Here is a 15,103-nt window from a genome sequence, read left to right as displayed (position 1 = left end):
AATTGATAAAATTTTGACGCAGCAATCCGCGTACATTCTCAATTAAAAAGGCTTTGGGACGTAATTCGCGTACTGCCCGAAAAAACTGGGGAAACATATCTCGTTCATCAAGATAGGCGCCGTGTCTGCCACCAATTGAAAAAGGTTGGCAAGGTGGGCCACCAGCTAATAAGTCTATTTCCTCACTAATAGTAGAGGTATCAAAATCCGCCACGTCCATTTGATGAAGGCGCCAGTTACTAACAACATTATTAGAGCGCTGTTGATTTTCACGGATGGTGTGACAGCTATGTTTATCGCGCTCCACAAGTGCTAAGTGATGGAAACCAGCTTTCGCCGTTCCCATCGCCAAACCCCCGGCGCCTGTAAATAACTCTACTGATTTCACGTTTTTGATGTTATGGACTGTACCAAATATTTCTAATTAGACTATTAAAAATTTCCGTGCTTTGTGAGTATATCAACTTTGACCATGATGAACGCACCCTATAAAACGAAATTTTTACACGGTAATTAACAATCAGTGGGTAAGGCACACAAAAATATAAAATTTTATGAATGTTAATTGGTTGATGGTGCCTCTTCATCTGAATCATCCGATGCTTTGGTGGCTTTGGTAGCGAGAGTTTTGCGAATATTATCTAGCTCGTCCGCCGGAACCCATTTGCTGGTAGGAGTAACTCGATACTCGTCTGTGCGCCCTTTACGCTTAGTTTGTGTCAAAAGATTAGCCTTGATTTTGGCATTAGGCGTAATTTCAATTCCACTTTTGGTAAGTGGTAGTGTTTGGGTAGCTCCCATCCTCGCTGTGGGAGCTACAATTGTTGCTGTTCTTTCCTGCATATAGATTTAAGAGAGCAACTACCCGACTATGCTTGGGTGGTTGCGTCCATATGGCGCCGCAAGCTTAAAATGTAGTCAGTATATGATTTATTCTAATTTTAATAATATTAAACACTGTTGATATACAATCGAATTATAACTTTCTATTGGATTGGGTGATTTTAAGTTTTGTCAGATTAGTTATTATTTATGACGTTAAAGACAAACATTTATTCAGTATTTATTACATCAATTTTATATGAAATAACGCTGTTAATGATATTATTTTATTATTGTAATGGCGCGTTGTTTTTGTAATGATTCCGGATTTTGATGAAAATGGTAATCTACCACCAGGGGTACATTTCTGTACATGGGATGAGTTTAAAGAGAGATTCGGTTATAATCCACGTCGTCGAACATTGATACGTGGAATAGAAACCGTACTAACTCAATTGTTTGAAGCTGGCTGTCGAACAGCGTACTTAAACGGAAGTTTTGTTACAATTGAATCAAAGCCCAAGGATTTTGATATGTGTTGGGACAGAGATGATACTGTTGATATTGAGTATTTGAGGAAGAATGCACCACAAATATTAAATTTTTTTAACAGTGATGCTCAAAAAGCTAAGTATGGGGGTGAAATATATCCATCTGACCAACTTGTAGATGAGTCTATAATGTCAATTGACTTTTTCCAGCGGGATAGAGAACAGAATCGTAAAGGTATTATTGCTATAAATTTATTGGAGTGGGACGTATGATTAAGGATGAACATCAATATCAAGTAACTAAATCTTGGGTTAAGAAGTTTCAGGAAGGGATTGTTAGCTTACATCAAAATGAGAGTAAAAAACAAAAAGACCCTGAAGGGTGGCAGTTAATAATTGATTCTTACTTTGCCCAAATTAGAAATTTATTAGATGAAATTGTAGAGTATGAAAATTTAATTAGCCACAATCCAGATACTCCTTTAGTTTTATCGACTAGTAACGTGCGTCTGGATGATATTGGTGATATTTTAATTAAGACGAGAATTGCTAAGAAGATTACAGAGAAGGAGCTAGCAATACTTACGAATTTTACTGAGGACAAAATTAAGGAGTATGAGAAGAGGAATTATAAAAATGCTAGCTTTGATACAGTAATAGAAGTGGCGGATGTTTTGGGTGTTAGGTTACAGCATTGTACTGTTGTGTCAGAAATTAACGATTTGATGAGTGAGGAAATAATGAAGGTGAGACAAGCACAACATGTTGATAATTCAACGATTAAGGCATCTTAGTTAATGAGTGTGACTTATGTAAACGGCGCCATAACAAAACCATATATGACGCGCGCGCGTGCGTTGTTTATTCGGTTGCTCGAACTTTATGGTATTCCAGGTTACGAGTTGACTTTTCTAGAAATTCAAAAACTTGCTTACTTTTTACAAGAAGCTGGGGAACCATTAAGACTGCCTTATGTAAAACACATATATGGTCCCTATGCTCATAACCTTAACCATGTTTTGAGAGATATGGAAGGACATTATATTTGTGGTTATGGAGATGGGACAACTAAAGCCCCCCGTGCAGAAATTTATGTATTGCCAGAAGCAAGAGTTGCAGCACAAGCTTTTTTGGATAACGAACCCCAAGCGCAACAACGGTTAGAGCGAGTAGGTAATTTAATATTTGGCTATGAAACACCTTATGGGATGGAATTACTTGCAACAGTTCATTGGGTAGCAACGAAAGAAACTAATCCTGCTGTTGATAGTACACAAGCTATTTCTCTTGTACATGAATGGAGTGAACGAAAACGTAAATTATTGGCGCCTCAACATATTCGTAAGGCTTGGCAGCGTTTACATGAGCAGAATTGGTTAACTCCTGCATGTATAAAGTAAGTGTTATTTTTTACATTAAAATAATCACAGGTAGGAGAATATTAAAGCTTATAGAAAAAATTGAGTAGGAATTTATGTCCGAGGATAGCTATCAACAGTTGCAAGTTCTTGACGAGCGTATCGAATTACGAGTCAAAGCGATTCGTAATGAAAATGATTGGTGGTTGTGCAAGCGGGGTTGTGACCATTGTTGTCGCCACCTAGCAAGTCCTCCTGAGCTAAGTCATCTTGAGTGGATGCGTATTGATGAAGCTGTTGCCGCACTTGATATATCGGTACGCTCGGAGATAAAGAAAAAAATTAATTTACTTTTGATGCAGATAGCGTCCAATAATATGCCCACACATATTGTTTGTCCGTATCTTGACGAGGACTCCGGTTCTTGTCTTATCTACGATGCACGACCAATTATTTGCCGCATATACGGTTATTTTGTTGCTCGTGATGGTGATTTTTACTGCAAGTTTATTGAAACTGAAGTATCATCGCGCGGCGATAGTAATGTTGTTTGGGGTAATGCAGAGGCAGTATACAATACACTCAATCAAATAAGTGGAGAACCAATTCCTTTTGAGGTACATTATTCTCAAGCAACCTCCTTACCTTGTATTGAAGGATGTTAGGGGTTAGGTTTACCGTACTCAATTTTTTCGTATTTCTACTACTTATAAATATCTCATTAATAATGGTCGGTTTTCATAAATATAAAAGTGATATAAACCGTATTTCCAACTATTTCAGCCTTGATTACTATAAGGACATACGAAACAATAAACCGAACTAATTAATCAAACAAGAGCTAAAAGGAGCATATAAAATGTTAGCACGTTATAACCCTTGGCACGAAATGAATGCAATTACTCGCCAATTAGATTCATTGTTTGAAGAACTCCAGGCGCCTGCATTTAGAACACCTGCTGCTGAACTGCACGAAACAGACGAAGCTGTGTACCTTAAACTGGAACTACCTGGTGTTGAAGCCAAAGACGTAGATATTGAAGTTACCGAAAACGCAGTTAAGATAGTAGCTGAACGTAAAACAGAAACTAAAACTGAAGATAACGGTAGAACCAGAAGCGAATTTTATTACGGCAAGTTGCAACGTGTAATTCCACTACGCGCGCGCATCCAAAATACAGCCGTAACAGCAGAATACAAAGACGGTATTTTAAATTTGACACTACCTAAGAGTGAAGCGGAAAAAAATAAGGTAGTCAAAGTTAACCTTGGCGAAATCTCCGCATAATCATCCATTGCAATTGGTTGAAAAGGTAATAAAAATATAGCGCCTCCAATATATTAGGAGGCGCTTTTTATTACAAATTCTATGCTTGTTAAATTGATATTAACCGTTGGCGCCTGCTATCTATATATATAAAGTGAAAATTTAGCAGAAAACTGTACTAATCTTGCTTAACTCAAACCAAGTGCGGTCGCCAACTACACCATCAACAGGCAAACCAGTATTTTTTTGTAACTGTCTTACAGCTTTTTCTAAACGGTTGCCAAACTCACCATCAACGGCGCCAACTTCATAACCACCAGCTAATAGTCTTTGTTGAACCTGTTTAACTAAGTCTCCTTTGCTGCCCTTTTTTAGAACAGGCATATCAACTGGGGCGCCTTTGAACAAAGAACGCCATGTTTTATCACCAACGATACCGTCTTGTAATAAGAACATCCGTGCTTGGAATAATTTAACTGCAGCTGTGGTTTTAGCGCCAAAGTTACCATCAATTACTTCTTCTCCTGGGAATACGCAGGCGCCGGAACTACCAATTGTTACGTATGCACCATATTTTAATAGTAGTTTTTGTAACTCTTTAACTGCATCACCCTTAGAACCTTCTTTGAGTACAGGCTTTTGAAGTTGAGCGGTGGTGTTAAATGTAGATGTCATAATCGTTTTTCCTGTGTGTGAATTGTTTGTATACTTAATTCATCACGGCGCCGAATAGGAATTACGAACTTTGCTTGGTACACAAAAGGGTACTATTTTTTGGGTTATAGGCGCCTTTATAAGGAACTAAATGTAAGCTACTGTGGGAGTGCGAAAAAGGTCATAAGTGGGAAGCTATACCTGAGAGTATTATTCGTGTTGGTACTTGGTGTCCAACATGTGCAAGGCGTAAAAGCTAGAATCGAAGAGTGATTTATATACTATAAAATAATTTTTAAAAGCTAAATTTGCTAAAAGCTAACTTTAATACTCTATCTTGGTCATTTAAAAGCTAATTATGCAAAAAGCTAATTTATAAATAGACTAAAACCAAAAGCTAATTACATAAAAAGCTAAATTTGCCAAAAGCTAACTTTGACACCTTAATTTAGTCTTGTAAAAGCTAACTGTATAAAAAGCTAATTTTAATAAAAGCTAACTTAAAGGCTCCATTTAGACAGTCAAAAAGCTAATTCTCCAAAAAGCTAAATTTGCTACAACTTATATATAACAAAACTTACAGCATTATCTTAAAAAATAGAAGGCGCCATCAACCCCATCCAAAAAGTTAATTAGCAACGGATGATAAACAGATGTAACGGATAAACCATACTAGAACATAAGACCTAATTTAAAACCCGTAACTCATCCGCTACATCTGTTCTATCCGTTGCCAACTCTATCCATTTAGCTAAAAAGCCAAAAAGCTAAATTTAGCCAAAGCTAACTAAATAAAATTAGCCATTGACAAAATTACCAAAAGCCTCTAACTTAAAAAGCTACATTGATAAATGTATATATGTTGACAATCACTATCACCAGCTTAAGTGGGGGACAAGGGAAAACTACGAGTGCATTATTTCTTGGTCGGTTACTATCGCGCGCTGGTTTACCAACCTTAATGCTTGACTCTGACCCCCAACATAACCTGACAACTTATTTAGGATTCGAGTTAGAACCCAACCAGCCAACTTTGCTGGAGTTTGTCAAAAAAACAGTACCACCAGAAGACAGCATTTACCCCACTGCTTACAACGACAATTTATTTCTCATCCCCGCTGACGACCAACTCGACACAGTACAAGATTATCTATCTAACAGTGGAGTCGGCGCCACTTTACTCAAACGCAGATTAGAAGCAGTTAGTAGCATCTTCAAAGTTTGCATTATCGATGCTCCACCACAAAGGTCACAAATCTGTTTAACTGTTATCGGCGCCGCAGATTTTTTGCTTATCCCCGCAGAAGCATCAGTAAAAGGTTATGGTTCCTTGGTGCGTACCCTCGACTTACTCAATGGTTTACGCGATGTGGGGGCAACAGGCGCCGACGTTTTAGGAATTTTACCATTTCGTGACCGTTGGTTTGGTAACACCCAAGCACACGAAAGTCGAGCAGCAGTAGAAGGAATGCGTGATGAAGCTGGCGCCGATTTAGTATTGCCATCCATTAGAGAATCCGAAAGGTACAAACAAGCCATCAACAAACGTACAACTCTTAGCGAACTAGGATATAACGACCTAGAATATCCCTTTGAAATCTTAATCCAGAAAATCCGCGCGCACATTGGGAGCAATTAAACAATGTCAGATAACATACTCAACCAACTTCGCAACAAACGCAATCGCGCAACCGTTCCCGAAAGAGTAGATGTACTCGTTCCCAAATCAACCGAACCGCAAGTCCAACAACCTTCACCTGTTACCGAAGAAGTAGCGAACACCTCAAACAATAATATAGATACCCTTGCATCCCTCAAAGCTGAACTTGAACAATATCCAGAAACACGGCGCCATTCGGCTATTGTGTTAGAAAAAGACCTTGACTCTCAACTAACGCAATTTTGTAAAGACAAAGGAATCACAGTAGAAACATTTCTAGAAGCAGCTTGGACGGTTGTAAATGCAGATGAGGCACTTGTAGAAAAAATTACTACAGAGGCAAAACGAAGATACGACCAACGCAAGCGAGTAGGTCAAATTAAACGGTTAATAACAATGTTAGGTAATTCTTATTAATGTTACGAATAAACAGGTGCCGGAGATTTTTTGCTTAAAGGAACGGTGCCTTATATTTATTAATAAGTTCAAGTGCATTGCAAAAGCTATTGAGGCTTCTTAGCAAAGCATTGTAGTAAGAGTAAGCATCATCCTGTTCGTTTTGAAGACGAGCGTACAACGTTAGTTCAGGCTCTTTTACTAAACGCTCTCTAGGAAAATCTAAGCCTGCTTCGGTTAAGCGCGTTGCTGCAATTGCAATTAATAACGCTCCAACTGTATCTGTCTTGCCATTATAAAGGTCATCTATTCCTGGTAAGATAAACTCTGCTCCTGGTAACTCCTCTAAATTCATAATTGACCCTCCTCTAGTTCACCTTTGTTTTGCTCTATAAATTTCTCAACCCTGCTTCTAAACACATCAGAGTCGAGAGAAGGAAACCTGACTAATTCGGGTGCAATAGCTTCAAAGCAATCACGTAACTCTTCTAAAGAAAATAATCTCTGCTCGTACATAGCTTGAACATCGTTTCTGTCACGCTCATAACCTCTGGACAGTTTAGAAAGTGCTTGGGCTGTAAAGTCGTAATGATAAAATGATATTTTACCCAATACTGCTCGGTTAAGGACATAGCGTAGCCTGAAACCCTTATAATATCGTTGTTTATCATGCGAAAAAAAGCTTAACCGAGCAGTATTGATATTTTACCTTGTTTACCAATAAAAACACTTCTGTCGCGCCAACCGGGAAGAGGAGGTAAAAAATCCTGTGGGGAAGCCAGTTCTATATTAATATTCAATTCTTGTTTAAGTTTAGCAATTGCTTGAAAAATACCTGGGGGTTCAGGGTCTAAACGAATATCAACATCAACCGTGGAACTACGCCATCCAATCAGTAAGGCACTGGCGCCCCCTGTAAAATAGATGCAACCTGAACCCTTTGCTTCCCTACCCAAAGCCTGCATAAGTCTTTCTATCTTCTCTTGGTCAACGTTTGGACGCATATTTTTTGCCGTGTTCCAGCGACTTTTTATACTGCTAGACAAAGATTGATATTGTTATATTAGTTGTTGATATCTTTTAAACTTATAGCATGTTTAGCTCCTAGCCGTAACTAGTATGAATTGGTTACACGGCGCCTCCATCAAACAGCGAACCAAGCAGTAATTGCATCAAATACACATCGGCGCCACGTTAAATTGTTTGAGTCAGTACTATGTCAAATAAATCTCGGTGGCTTGTATATCTCTCAGATTTAAAGCTCGAAGCTCACGAACAGTGGGTTGATAATGGATGTGTTGATAATGGACGTTTAATAGTTCAAGAGCGTAACTTATCGGGAGCTAGCATTCCAGGCGCCAATTTAATTAAAGCACAATTTGTTAAGTGTAATTTGAGCGGCGCCAATTTTCGAGGTAGTGATTTAAACTGATTTAATCTTTCCCGCATTTATGCAACGCCCGATATTTTTATATATTACAAGAACTCAGGTTGCATATAACATTTTGTAATTTACGGCTTCGGGGCATTAGTACTTGCTCATATGCGCTACACTGGGCATTGTTACAATAAGCTTGCGCTCCATTGTTATGTATCGTTGGTTCAACATCTCAGGTCCATGTAACAGGGACGACCACTACATGTTGTCACCTACCGTTCGATTGCCTTCTCTTGAGCGCTTGATTAGGCAACGTAGTTATTTTGTAATCCACGCACCACGTCAAACGGGTAAAACTACAGCAATACTAGCGTTAGCTGAACAAATAACCAGCATGGGAGAGTACTGTGCTGTTACTTTATCAGCAGAAGTGGGAAACGCTTTTAAAGATGATATTGGAGGCGCCGAGTCTGCAATTTTGGCGACATGGCGTGATAAAATAATAGACCGATTACCATCCGACTTGCAACCCCCTGATTGGATTTCTGGACCACCCGGACAGAGAATTCGAGCTAATCTCAGACTCTGGGCACAAAGTTGTCCACGACCGTTAGTATTATTTATTGATGAAATAGATTCCCTAGAAAACCAAGTATTAATATCTGTTTTGCGGCAGTTGCGTGATAGCTATTCTGAACGTCCTAAAAACTTTCCTTCATCTGTAGGGTTAGTCGGTATGCGTGATGTACGAGATTATAAAGTCGCTTCTGGTGGTAAAGAGAGGTTAAATACAGCAAGTCCCTTCAATATTAAAGACCGCTCATTAACAATGAGATATTTTAATGCCGCCGAAGTTGTAGAATTATATCAAGAGCATACTTTAGATACAGGACAGGTTTTTACGGCTTCAGCAGCCCAAATGGCTTATGATTTAACTCAAGGACAGCCCTGGTTAATCAACGCTTTAGCAAAAGAAATTGTAGAACAATTAGTTACTGATACAAAAGTAACAATTACAGTAGAACATATTAATCAAGCTAAAGAAATATTAATTTCCCGTAAAGACACTCACCTTGATTCTCTTGCGGATAGACTTACTGAAACAAGAATCAAAGCAATAATCGAACCAATGTTAGCGGGAGATACATTAGGTAATACACCAGACGATGACCGACAATATTTAGTAGATTTAGGTTTATTACGTCGAGAACCAAATGGTGGACTAGTAATAGCTAACCCTATTTATCGAGAAATTATTCCTCGTGTTTTAACTCAAGGCGCCTCTGACAGTTTACCTACTATTACTCCTACCTGGTTAGATAAAGATGGCGAATTAGACCTTGATGCTTTAAAAGAAGCATTTATAGATTTTTGGCGCCAACACGGGGAACCACTACTTCGCACCACATCATACCAAGAAATAGCACCCCATATAGTACTAATGTCATTCTTACATCGCGTCGTCAATGGGGGAGGAACATTAGAGCGGGAATATGCAATAGGAAACGGTCGTATGGACTTATGCCTAAAATATAAAAAAGTCACATTAGGAATAGAAGTAAAAACTTGGGCAGATAAAGTAAAAGACCCAGAAGAAAAAGGCTTAGACCAACTAGAAACATACTTAGCACGAATAAAAGCAGATTACGGATGGTTATGCATATTCGACAGACGTAAAAACGCACCAGCATTAATTGACCGTTTACAAACCAAAAACGCCACAACTTTAAAAGGACGTAACGTAACAATCATACGCGCGTAGGGGAGCCAGCCTCGTGCGGAGGTTCCCTCCGTTGAGGATTTTGTCATCAAAAAAATAATCAATTTGAAAAAGCTAATAATTATTATGCAATAGCTCAAACATATGATAATTTGTCAAGAGGTAGAAGAGCTTATCAACACCAACCAAATCGGGTAGGCGCCCTCTAAAATATAATAAACTAGTTTAACTCGCGTTATCCTCAAAGAGGCACTGCATACGAATCATTCTAAAACAGGGCGGAGTTTGGCTAACTCTTGCTCTACCCAAGAACCGTTAAAAACAGACTCGTAAATGCGGTTATATATTTTTAACTTACCATCTCGCCTAACTACCAACCCTGTTAACCGCAGTTCCATTTGTTCAGCAGTATTATCTCCTGCTATTCCAGAGACTTCTTGAGAATCAAACTCATTTTTAATTAGAGAAGATGAAAGAGTCAGTTGCTGATACAATCCTAATAGCCTGCCCGCACGCTGTTCGCTGCGAAGAATTCTGTCACGTATTGTTTTCAAGTGTTCTGGTTTATCTTGATCTTCCCAATTATCAATAATGTGGGTTTTGATGATTTCTGAAACCCATTGTTTATCTTGAGACGCAACATGTCTCGCCTCTACATTACTTGCTAAAATTTTTAATACTTTCTGGGTTAAAAAAGGCTGTCCTCCTGTCCAATATAATACGGATTGTAACACTTCTTGGGAATTATCCATTAAACCCTGTACCAATGGTGCTGCTTCGTGCAATTGAAAACCATCTAGCTGAATTGCTGTTCCTAAATTAAATGGTGTGCGATTTTTATCACTTATTAAATCAGAAGGAGCGGCTACTCCCAATAAGGCAAAAGTCAATCGTTTATACTCTACCTTATCAGCCCTTTGGTTATAACACGACCGAATCACTGCAAAAAAATCATCTTTAAAATTTAAGCCAAGAAGACTATCAATTTCATCAAAAAAAATGACAATTTGATTATTAATTTTAACTAATAAAATTGTTTCAATAAACTTACTCAATTTCTGTACAGGGGACAGCAAACTATTCTCTGACCACCAAGTCTCTAAATCAAAATCTCCGTAAAGCTTAAAAGTACTTACCAAAGTATCAATTACCCCAGCATACCATTGTTCTGGAGTAATATCCGCAGTTCCAATTACCGTAATATCAAGTGCCGCACAAGCAAAACCTTCCCAAACTAACCGCTGCATCACTTGTACCCGCAAACTCGACTTGCCCATTTGTCGAGAATTAAGCACATAGCAAAAATCACCCGCTTTTAATCCTTCATACAAATCTTGGTCAGCTTGACGAGTGACATAAGTAAGAGCATCGGCAGGAAGACTTCCACCAACTTGATATTTTGTCATACCACCTCCAAACGGGCGCCAAAATACTTCTTATATAAATCACACTTTGGCGCCACTGAGTTTCCCCGTAATTTAACCAGCCCCATACTCAGTAGTTTAAAAGTCGCGGTGTTTCCCACATCCACTCCTTGAGAGGATGCAAGCACCCGTTTAAATGCTGCTAACAACTTTTCATCTTCGTGTAAATTGAGAAGATGGCGCCGTAAATGCTCGCTGTAGGGACCTTCCTCAGTTGGGGCAATCTCCCAGAGTCTTTCTAGGGTAATTCTACCACGGGCAATTTGATACAACGCAACCCTTAGCAAATATGGATGCCCATCGACTAGATTTATCAACTGTTCGGTCTGGTCATCAGCCCAACTCAATCCATGTTGCTGTATTAAATTTTCCACTTGTGCCCGGTTCAAATTTTGTAACTCAATCGGTAATCCCACATTAAAAGGTGACTGATTGATATTTAGGGGTATGTAAACCTCCTTGGAATGCACAATCACCAACGCGAGCTTTTTCCAATCTATGTCATTTTTGGCTCGTTCATGCCAAGCTCGTAACAGCCCAAAAAAGTCCGCAGCAATTTCTGGATGCTTGAAGGCTTGATCAACTTCATCCAACCCCAAAGCTATAGAACCATTAATTTCTGGTAATAAGTACCTCTCGAAGTACCTTGTACACTTATTTTTGCTACCTAAAATTCCCTTCCAATATTCATCAAGCTTATCTGGTAAACTTAGTTCATTAGCAATACTGGCACAAAACCATTGCAAGAATAAATCTAAACTGCTCAAGAATTCAGCATCGGCTAATTGAAAATTCAAATATACGGTTTTGTAATCACCATTTTTACGAGCATGGTCAAGAATTCGTATCATCAAAGAAGTTTTACCCAATTGTCGGGGTGCTTTAATCCGAATCAAAGCAGCAGGTTGAAGAATCGTTTCGTAACAGTCAACTTCATTCGGTGGACGTTCAATATAAAATGGAGAATCCAAAGGTACGTATCCTTCTGGATTTTCTAATTTAATTTCTGGCACCTTCAGGAGTGTTTGTACTGGTAAGATAGTTTGTTTATCAGAGTGTTTACTTCTAATTACTGGAGTGGAAGCTTCAGGAATTTCTTTTAAATCAATTGATGCTACATTGTTCAAATTTTCATCTGGTAATTTCTCTTCAAAGCTTACTGCTTCATACTGACCAATTTTTTCGCCAGTTTTTTCTTCACTTCCCTAGAATCAAACTCTACATTAAAATTCTCTCGAAGCAGTTCAATCCCATTTTTCTCTATATTATACTTTGTCTTGGCGATGTCATTTACCACTTGCCTAATTTTGTATATATCATCTTTATTTAGTGGTACCTGTAAAATCAACCCTTCAGTAAAAGTTAATAACGGAATATTACCATTTGGTGAAGTAGGGTAATCAACAATCTTTTTTATTACATCTTGTAACTCTAACCTAGCATTATTATAATTTTCATCAACTCCGGGAACATGAGAAAGACTATTAATATACCATTCTTGTAATTTATACTGGGGAGCGCTTTCAAGCCTTTGTACTATTGTATATAACTTCAATTCTTCAGCAAAAGCGGATAACTTTAGATTACCAGGGTTATAATTGCGCGCGGCAGAAATAAGCTCATTCTCCCATCCATAAGCTTCCGCATTTTCAATCAACTCGAATACAATTACTTGTAAGTCATCACCTAATGTTAACTCATCTAAATTTTTGTCAAACTCCTCTTTGACAAACATCCGAAGTTTTGGCTGAGTAGGGAAAGCATCGAGAAAAGCAACTTTTAATTGTTTACGCTGATAATGGTTCAACGTCATTCCATCCTCCAGAGAATTAAAATATCCATATATATTAACCGTAAAAATAATTCTAACCTTCTTACATGTTTAACGGCGCCGTAACGTTTCAAATACACCATTACTAGCACAGGCGCCTCGTAAATCTTCGTTATTTTATACTTACACAAACAATTTATTATTGGCGCCAGGTGTGTTTATACTGCGAACGGGTAAGATATAGACTATTGTCATGCTGAGGAACGAAGCATCTTGGAGATTTCTGTTTGCTTCAAAAGTATAGTTTCAACCCTTTTACAGTATATACTCGTCGTTAACTTGGCAAGCCAAAAGGTTAAAAGTGGCGCCTTATTCTCATAATCTTGTTTACATTACCTGAAAAGAAGCGCCATTTCTAAGAAAGCAAATTTGTCAATATCCACAATCTACTCAGTAAGAGTGATTCCCAACTCGTTTAACTTCGCTTTAACATCATAAGGATTTTTGCCACAGTAGTAATATTCTTTTTCCAGAATATTAGCTAAATAATATCCTTCTTGACCGCCATTGATATTAAAAAGCTCTCTTGCGACTGACGTAAGCGAGGTTCCGAACCCTGCAAATGTATCCTCAATCGAAAAGCGTGGTAAATTGTAATGATTGTAAAATACCTCTCCATGTATAAATGCCCACTGTTTACCTTGGCGCCGAGCCACTTGATAGTAAACTGGCATTACAACTGAGGTGTCTAGATCTGCTAGCATAATTTTATATATCTTTACTACAATGAAGAAACAGTCCCCAGGTGCAACTAGGGACTGCTAATTAAGTACAATTAGTTGTTTTGATTGTCAGACTCAGGATTGTCAAGTCTATCCTGTAAGTCTTCTTCGACGGTTTGGTCATCAACAATTGTTGTCTCACCACTTACTAAATTTCTTCGCTCCCAGTATCCCTGGATTAATCGAAGAAAAATTAGTACCGGGTCAAACAATCGTCTACGACCGTTGCCGTTTTGATTCACTTGTTACCTCCTTTATTATTAGGTTTAGCATGGGGATTTATCTCCCCACGCTAATAATTTTAATCTATTTAATGCTATAAAAATTTTAAGTTTAATATAATCGGTAAACTTAATTTTTATAATTTTTAAGTTAGTAGTTTACTTATATTATCCCTTTAAATATATAGTATTACAATACTATAAAACACACATAAAAACTCTTTCGATATAAAAATATTACTATTTACTCTTCAAAATTAAAGCATTAATTTGTTCATTATCAACATCTATACCACGACGCACTAAAAAAGGACGTAAATTAATTTGAATAAACAAATCTTTTAATTCTTCAGCAATTTCTTCAGGAGGATTCCCCGATAAAGCAGTTGCAATTAAACGTTCTGCGGCTTTAAATTCTCCACAATCAACAGCCAGAGTTGCAGCACTGCGATGTAAAATTGAGCGAGTTGGTTCTGCATCTAATTGATGAGCAATCAATGCAGCAGCTTCTTGCTCTTTCTCAAAAGCTTGTCGGGTAAGTTGCGAAGCTTCTTCCAAATTACCTCGAAGTTTGGCAACAAAGGCAGCTTCCGCTAAATCCATCGCTGTGGTATGTTTTTCTTTAATTTGACTCATTTTATAGCAAATGTTGATATTGGTGTACTAAACTCCACTACTATAATATAAGCAGGATATTGACCATCAGAGGGATTTGTTTGTTCTTTTTTTTGTTTGACTCTAGCTCTAACACGACTTGCATCACCTGAGCGTATACCCGACACTTCTAACCTAACTTTGTTTTGAAAAGGTAATTCTTCATTTTCCTCCAAAGTCCCTAACCAATAGTCAAATCCCGTACCCTTACTGGAACGTTCAATAACCGTTAAATTTGTTAGCTCTCTAACAATCAAGAACGCAATCCCATAACCTGCTTGTTCTGTAGTAAATTCCTCATCGTTCCAGCAACGTAACATTTGTTCAGTAACAGGTTGCCAGTATAGGTTAAATTTAGCATTAAAATCTCCATCGATTGCAATACTGCTCGGTTAAGCGGGAGCATAGCCTAAAATAAAGAAAAGTTTGTTCGCGTTTTTCTAACGCGAACAAAATCGAATAAAATTTATATAAACGAACCCGCATGAGCAAGTATCTCTCAAGA

At 38.1% G+C, this 15,103-nt stretch carries 21 protein-coding genes and 1 pseudogene; 9 read left to right on the top strand and 13 right to left on the bottom strand.

Going from position 1 to position 15,103, the window contains the following annotated elements; all coding sequences use genetic code 11:
* The coding region (locus AC2JBO_RS34730) for a DNA cytosine methyltransferase (RefSeq protein WP_496958196.1) at nucleotides 1-388 on the bottom strand (388 nt) is incomplete at its 3' end.
* A gap of 173 nt (nucleotides 389-561) precedes the next feature.
* Nucleotides 562-843 (bottom strand): hypothetical protein, encoded by a 282-nt coding sequence (locus AC2JBO_RS34725; RefSeq protein WP_496958195.1) that lies wholly within the window; start codon nucleotides 841-843, stop codon nucleotides 562-564.
* Between the two features lie 296 nt (nucleotides 844-1,139).
* Here AC2JBO_RS34725 and AC2JBO_RS34720 point away from each other — a divergent pair, with 296 nt between their 5' ends.
* The 5 genes from AC2JBO_RS34720 to AC2JBO_RS34700 all read left to right on the top strand — a co-directional run bounded on the left by AC2JBO_RS34720 (nucleotide 1,140) and on the right by AC2JBO_RS34700 (nucleotide 3,959).
* The gene (locus tag AC2JBO_RS34720; RefSeq protein WP_496958194.1) at nucleotides 1,140-1,586 is read left to right on the top strand and encodes a DUF6932 family protein; all 447 of its coding nucleotides are present in this window, start codon (nucleotides 1,140-1,142) and stop codon (nucleotides 1,584-1,586) included.
* Nucleotides 1,583-2,107 carry a helix-turn-helix domain-containing protein gene (locus AC2JBO_RS34715; protein WP_496958193.1) on the top strand — a complete coding sequence of 175 codons (525 nt, stop codon included), beginning with the start codon at nucleotides 1,583-1,585 and terminating at the stop codon, nucleotides 2,105-2,107. Before AC2JBO_RS34720 ends, AC2JBO_RS34715 begins: the two co-directional genes overlap by 4 nt.
* Before the next feature lie 3 nt (nucleotides 2,108-2,110).
* Nucleotides 2,111-2,713 (top strand): hypothetical protein, encoded by a 603-nt coding sequence (locus AC2JBO_RS34710; RefSeq protein ID WP_496958192.1) that lies wholly within the window; start codon nucleotides 2,111-2,113, stop codon nucleotides 2,711-2,713.
* 74 nt (nucleotides 2,714-2,787) lie between these two features.
* Nucleotides 2,788-3,336: a YkgJ family cysteine cluster protein gene (locus AC2JBO_RS34705; protein WP_496958191.1), complete on the top strand. Its 549-nt coding sequence runs from the start codon at nucleotides 2,788-2,790 to the stop codon at nucleotides 3,334-3,336.
* A 194-nt stretch (nucleotides 3,337-3,530) separates the two neighbouring features.
* Nucleotides 3,531-3,959 carry an Hsp20/alpha crystallin family protein gene (locus AC2JBO_RS34700; protein ID WP_496958190.1) on the top strand — a complete coding sequence of 143 codons (429 nt, stop codon included), beginning with the start codon at nucleotides 3,531-3,533 and terminating at the stop codon, nucleotides 3,957-3,959.
* Nucleotides 3,960-4,100: 141 nt separating this feature from the next.
* Here the strand turns inward: AC2JBO_RS34700 and AC2JBO_RS34695 are convergent, their stop codons facing one another.
* Nucleotides 4,101-4,613, bottom strand: a complete 513-nt coding sequence (locus AC2JBO_RS34695) for a peptidoglycan-binding domain-containing protein (RefSeq protein WP_496958189.1) — start codon at nucleotides 4,611-4,613, stop codon at nucleotides 4,101-4,103.
* An 838-nt stretch (nucleotides 4,614-5,451) separates the two neighbouring features.
* Here AC2JBO_RS34695 and AC2JBO_RS34690 point away from each other — a divergent pair.
* The gene (locus AC2JBO_RS34690; protein WP_496958188.1) at nucleotides 5,452-6,231 is read left to right on the top strand and encodes a ParA family protein; all 780 of its coding nucleotides are present in this window, start codon (nucleotides 5,452-5,454) and stop codon (nucleotides 6,229-6,231) included.
* Nucleotides 6,232-6,234: 3 nt separating this feature from the next.
* Complete coding sequence (locus AC2JBO_RS34685) at nucleotides 6,235-6,669, top strand: carboxysome distribution maintenance protein McdB (RefSeq protein WP_496958187.1); 435 nt, start codon at nucleotides 6,235-6,237, stop codon at nucleotides 6,667-6,669.
* Between the two features lie 34 nt (nucleotides 6,670-6,703).
* On the opposite strand, the gene AC2JBO_RS34680 is transcribed toward AC2JBO_RS34685, so the two are convergent.
* From AC2JBO_RS34680 to AC2JBO_RS34670, 3 genes are all read right to left on the bottom strand, one after another.
* The gene (locus AC2JBO_RS34680; protein ID WP_496958186.1) at nucleotides 6,704-7,003 is read right to left on the bottom strand and encodes a hypothetical protein; all 300 of its coding nucleotides are present in this window, start codon (nucleotides 7,001-7,003) and stop codon (nucleotides 6,704-6,706) included.
* On the bottom strand, nucleotides 7,000-7,260 hold the full coding sequence (locus AC2JBO_RS34675; RefSeq protein ID WP_496958185.1) for a hypothetical protein: 261 nt from the start codon (nucleotides 7,258-7,260) through the stop codon (nucleotides 7,000-7,002). Before AC2JBO_RS34675 ends, AC2JBO_RS34680 begins: the two co-directional genes overlap by 4 nt.
* A 71-nt stretch (nucleotides 7,261-7,331) precedes the next feature.
* Nucleotides 7,332-7,652, bottom strand: a complete 321-nt coding sequence (locus AC2JBO_RS34670; protein WP_496958184.1) for a hypothetical protein — start codon at nucleotides 7,650-7,652, stop codon at nucleotides 7,332-7,334.
* 212 nt (nucleotides 7,653-7,864) lie between these two features.
* On the opposite strand from AC2JBO_RS34670, the gene AC2JBO_RS34665 reads away from it, so the two are divergent.
* Nucleotides 7,865-8,080, top strand: coding sequence for a pentapeptide repeat-containing protein (locus AC2JBO_RS34665; protein WP_496958183.1), 216 nt, complete (start codon nucleotides 7,865-7,867; stop codon nucleotides 8,078-8,080).
* Between the two features lie 208 nt (nucleotides 8,081-8,288).
* Entirely contained in the window at nucleotides 8,289-9,788 is a 1,500-nt protein-coding gene (locus tag AC2JBO_RS34660; protein WP_496958182.1) for an ATP-binding protein, read from the top strand.
* A 224-nt stretch (nucleotides 9,789-10,012) separates the two neighbouring features.
* Here AC2JBO_RS34660 and AC2JBO_RS34655 read toward each other — a convergent pair.
* The 7 genes and pseudogenes from AC2JBO_RS34655 to AC2JBO_RS34625 all read right to left on the bottom strand — a co-directional run.
* A pseudogene (locus tag AC2JBO_RS34655) lies at nucleotides 10,013-11,152 on the bottom strand (AAA-like domain-containing protein); the annotation flags it as partial.
* Nucleotides 11,149-12,297, bottom strand: coding sequence for an AAA-like domain-containing protein (locus tag AC2JBO_RS34650; RefSeq protein ID WP_496958181.1), 1,149 nt, complete (start codon nucleotides 12,295-12,297; stop codon nucleotides 11,149-11,151). The pseudogene AC2JBO_RS34655 and the gene AC2JBO_RS34650, both read right to left, overlap by 4 nt.
* Before the next feature lie 29 nt (nucleotides 12,298-12,326).
* Nucleotides 12,327-12,983, bottom strand: coding sequence for an effector-associated domain EAD1-containing protein (locus AC2JBO_RS34645; RefSeq protein ID WP_496958180.1), 657 nt, complete (start codon nucleotides 12,981-12,983; stop codon nucleotides 12,327-12,329).
* Between the two features lie 404 nt (nucleotides 12,984-13,387).
* The gene (locus AC2JBO_RS34640) at nucleotides 13,388-13,705 is read right to left on the bottom strand and encodes a hypothetical protein (RefSeq protein ID WP_496958179.1); all 318 of its coding nucleotides are present in this window, start codon (nucleotides 13,703-13,705) and stop codon (nucleotides 13,388-13,390) included.
* A gap of 71 nt (nucleotides 13,706-13,776) precedes the next feature.
* Nucleotides 13,777-13,965, bottom strand: coding sequence for a hypothetical protein (locus tag AC2JBO_RS34635; protein WP_496958178.1), 189 nt, complete (start codon nucleotides 13,963-13,965; stop codon nucleotides 13,777-13,779).
* A 219-nt stretch (nucleotides 13,966-14,184) separates the two neighbouring features.
* Nucleotides 14,185-14,580 carry a hypothetical protein gene (locus tag AC2JBO_RS34630; RefSeq protein ID WP_496958177.1) on the bottom strand — a complete coding sequence of 132 codons (396 nt, stop codon included), beginning with the start codon at nucleotides 14,578-14,580 and terminating at the stop codon, nucleotides 14,185-14,187.
* The gene (locus AC2JBO_RS34625; RefSeq protein WP_496958176.1) at nucleotides 14,577-14,918 is read right to left on the bottom strand and encodes a hypothetical protein; all 342 of its coding nucleotides are present in this window, start codon (nucleotides 14,916-14,918) and stop codon (nucleotides 14,577-14,579) included. Before AC2JBO_RS34625 ends, AC2JBO_RS34630 begins: the two co-directional genes overlap by 4 nt.
* Between the last annotated feature and the right edge of the window lie 185 nt (nucleotides 14,919-15,103).

This window comes from Calothrix sp. CBUCES-K 9914, assembly GCF_059640475.1.
Note: the sequence above shows the minus strand (reverse complement) of the source record. Positions and strands in the feature narration are given on the sequence as shown.

Coding starts and splice junctions, on each gene's coding strand:
- AC2JBO_RS34680 (WP_496958186.1), bottom strand. CDS start 7,003: ATGAATTTAGAGGAGTTACCAGGAGCAGAGTTTATCTTACCAGGAATA.
- AC2JBO_RS34715 (WP_496958193.1), top strand. CDS start 1,583: ATGATTAAGGATGAACATCAATATCAAGTAACTAAATCTTGGGTTAAG.
- AC2JBO_RS34700 (WP_496958190.1), top strand. CDS start 3,531: ATGTTAGCACGTTATAACCCTTGGCACGAAATGAATGCAATTACTCGC.
- AC2JBO_RS34665 (WP_496958183.1), top strand. CDS start 7,865: ATGTCAAATAAATCTCGGTGGCTTGTATATCTCTCAGATTTAAAGCTC.
- AC2JBO_RS34690 (WP_496958188.1), top strand. CDS start 5,452: ATGTTGACAATCACTATCACCAGCTTAAGTGGGGGACAAGGGAAAACT.
- AC2JBO_RS34725 (WP_496958195.1), bottom strand. CDS start 843: ATGCAGGAAAGAACAGCAACAATTGTAGCTCCCACAGCGAGGATGGGA.
- AC2JBO_RS34720 (WP_496958194.1), top strand. CDS start 1,140: ATGATTCCGGATTTTGATGAAAATGGTAATCTACCACCAGGGGTACAT.
- AC2JBO_RS34625 (WP_496958176.1), bottom strand. CDS start 14,918: ATGTTACGTTGCTGGAACGATGAGGAATTTACTACAGAACAAGCAGGT.
- AC2JBO_RS34695 (WP_496958189.1), bottom strand. CDS start 4,613: ATGACATCTACATTTAACACCACCGCTCAACTTCAAAAGCCTGTACTC.
- AC2JBO_RS34645 (WP_496958180.1), bottom strand. CDS start 12,983: ATGACGTTGAACCATTATCAGCGTAAACAATTAAAAGTTGCTTTTCTC.
- AC2JBO_RS34705 (WP_496958191.1), top strand. CDS start 2,788: ATGTCCGAGGATAGCTATCAACAGTTGCAAGTTCTTGACGAGCGTATC.
- AC2JBO_RS34660 (WP_496958182.1), top strand. CDS start 8,289: ATGTTGTCACCTACCGTTCGATTGCCTTCTCTTGAGCGCTTGATTAGG.
- AC2JBO_RS34685 (WP_496958187.1), top strand. CDS start 6,235: ATGTCAGATAACATACTCAACCAACTTCGCAACAAACGCAATCGCGCA.
- AC2JBO_RS34670 (WP_496958184.1), bottom strand. CDS start 7,652: ATGCGTCCAAACGTTGACCAAGAGAAGATAGAAAGACTTATGCAGGCT.
- AC2JBO_RS34640 (WP_496958179.1), bottom strand. CDS start 13,705: ATGCTAGCAGATCTAGACACCTCAGTTGTAATGCCAGTTTACTATCAA.
- AC2JBO_RS34710 (WP_496958192.1), top strand. CDS start 2,111: ATGAGTGTGACTTATGTAAACGGCGCCATAACAAAACCATATATGACG.
- AC2JBO_RS34630 (WP_496958177.1), bottom strand. CDS start 14,580: ATGAGTCAAATTAAAGAAAAACATACCACAGCGATGGATTTAGCGGAA.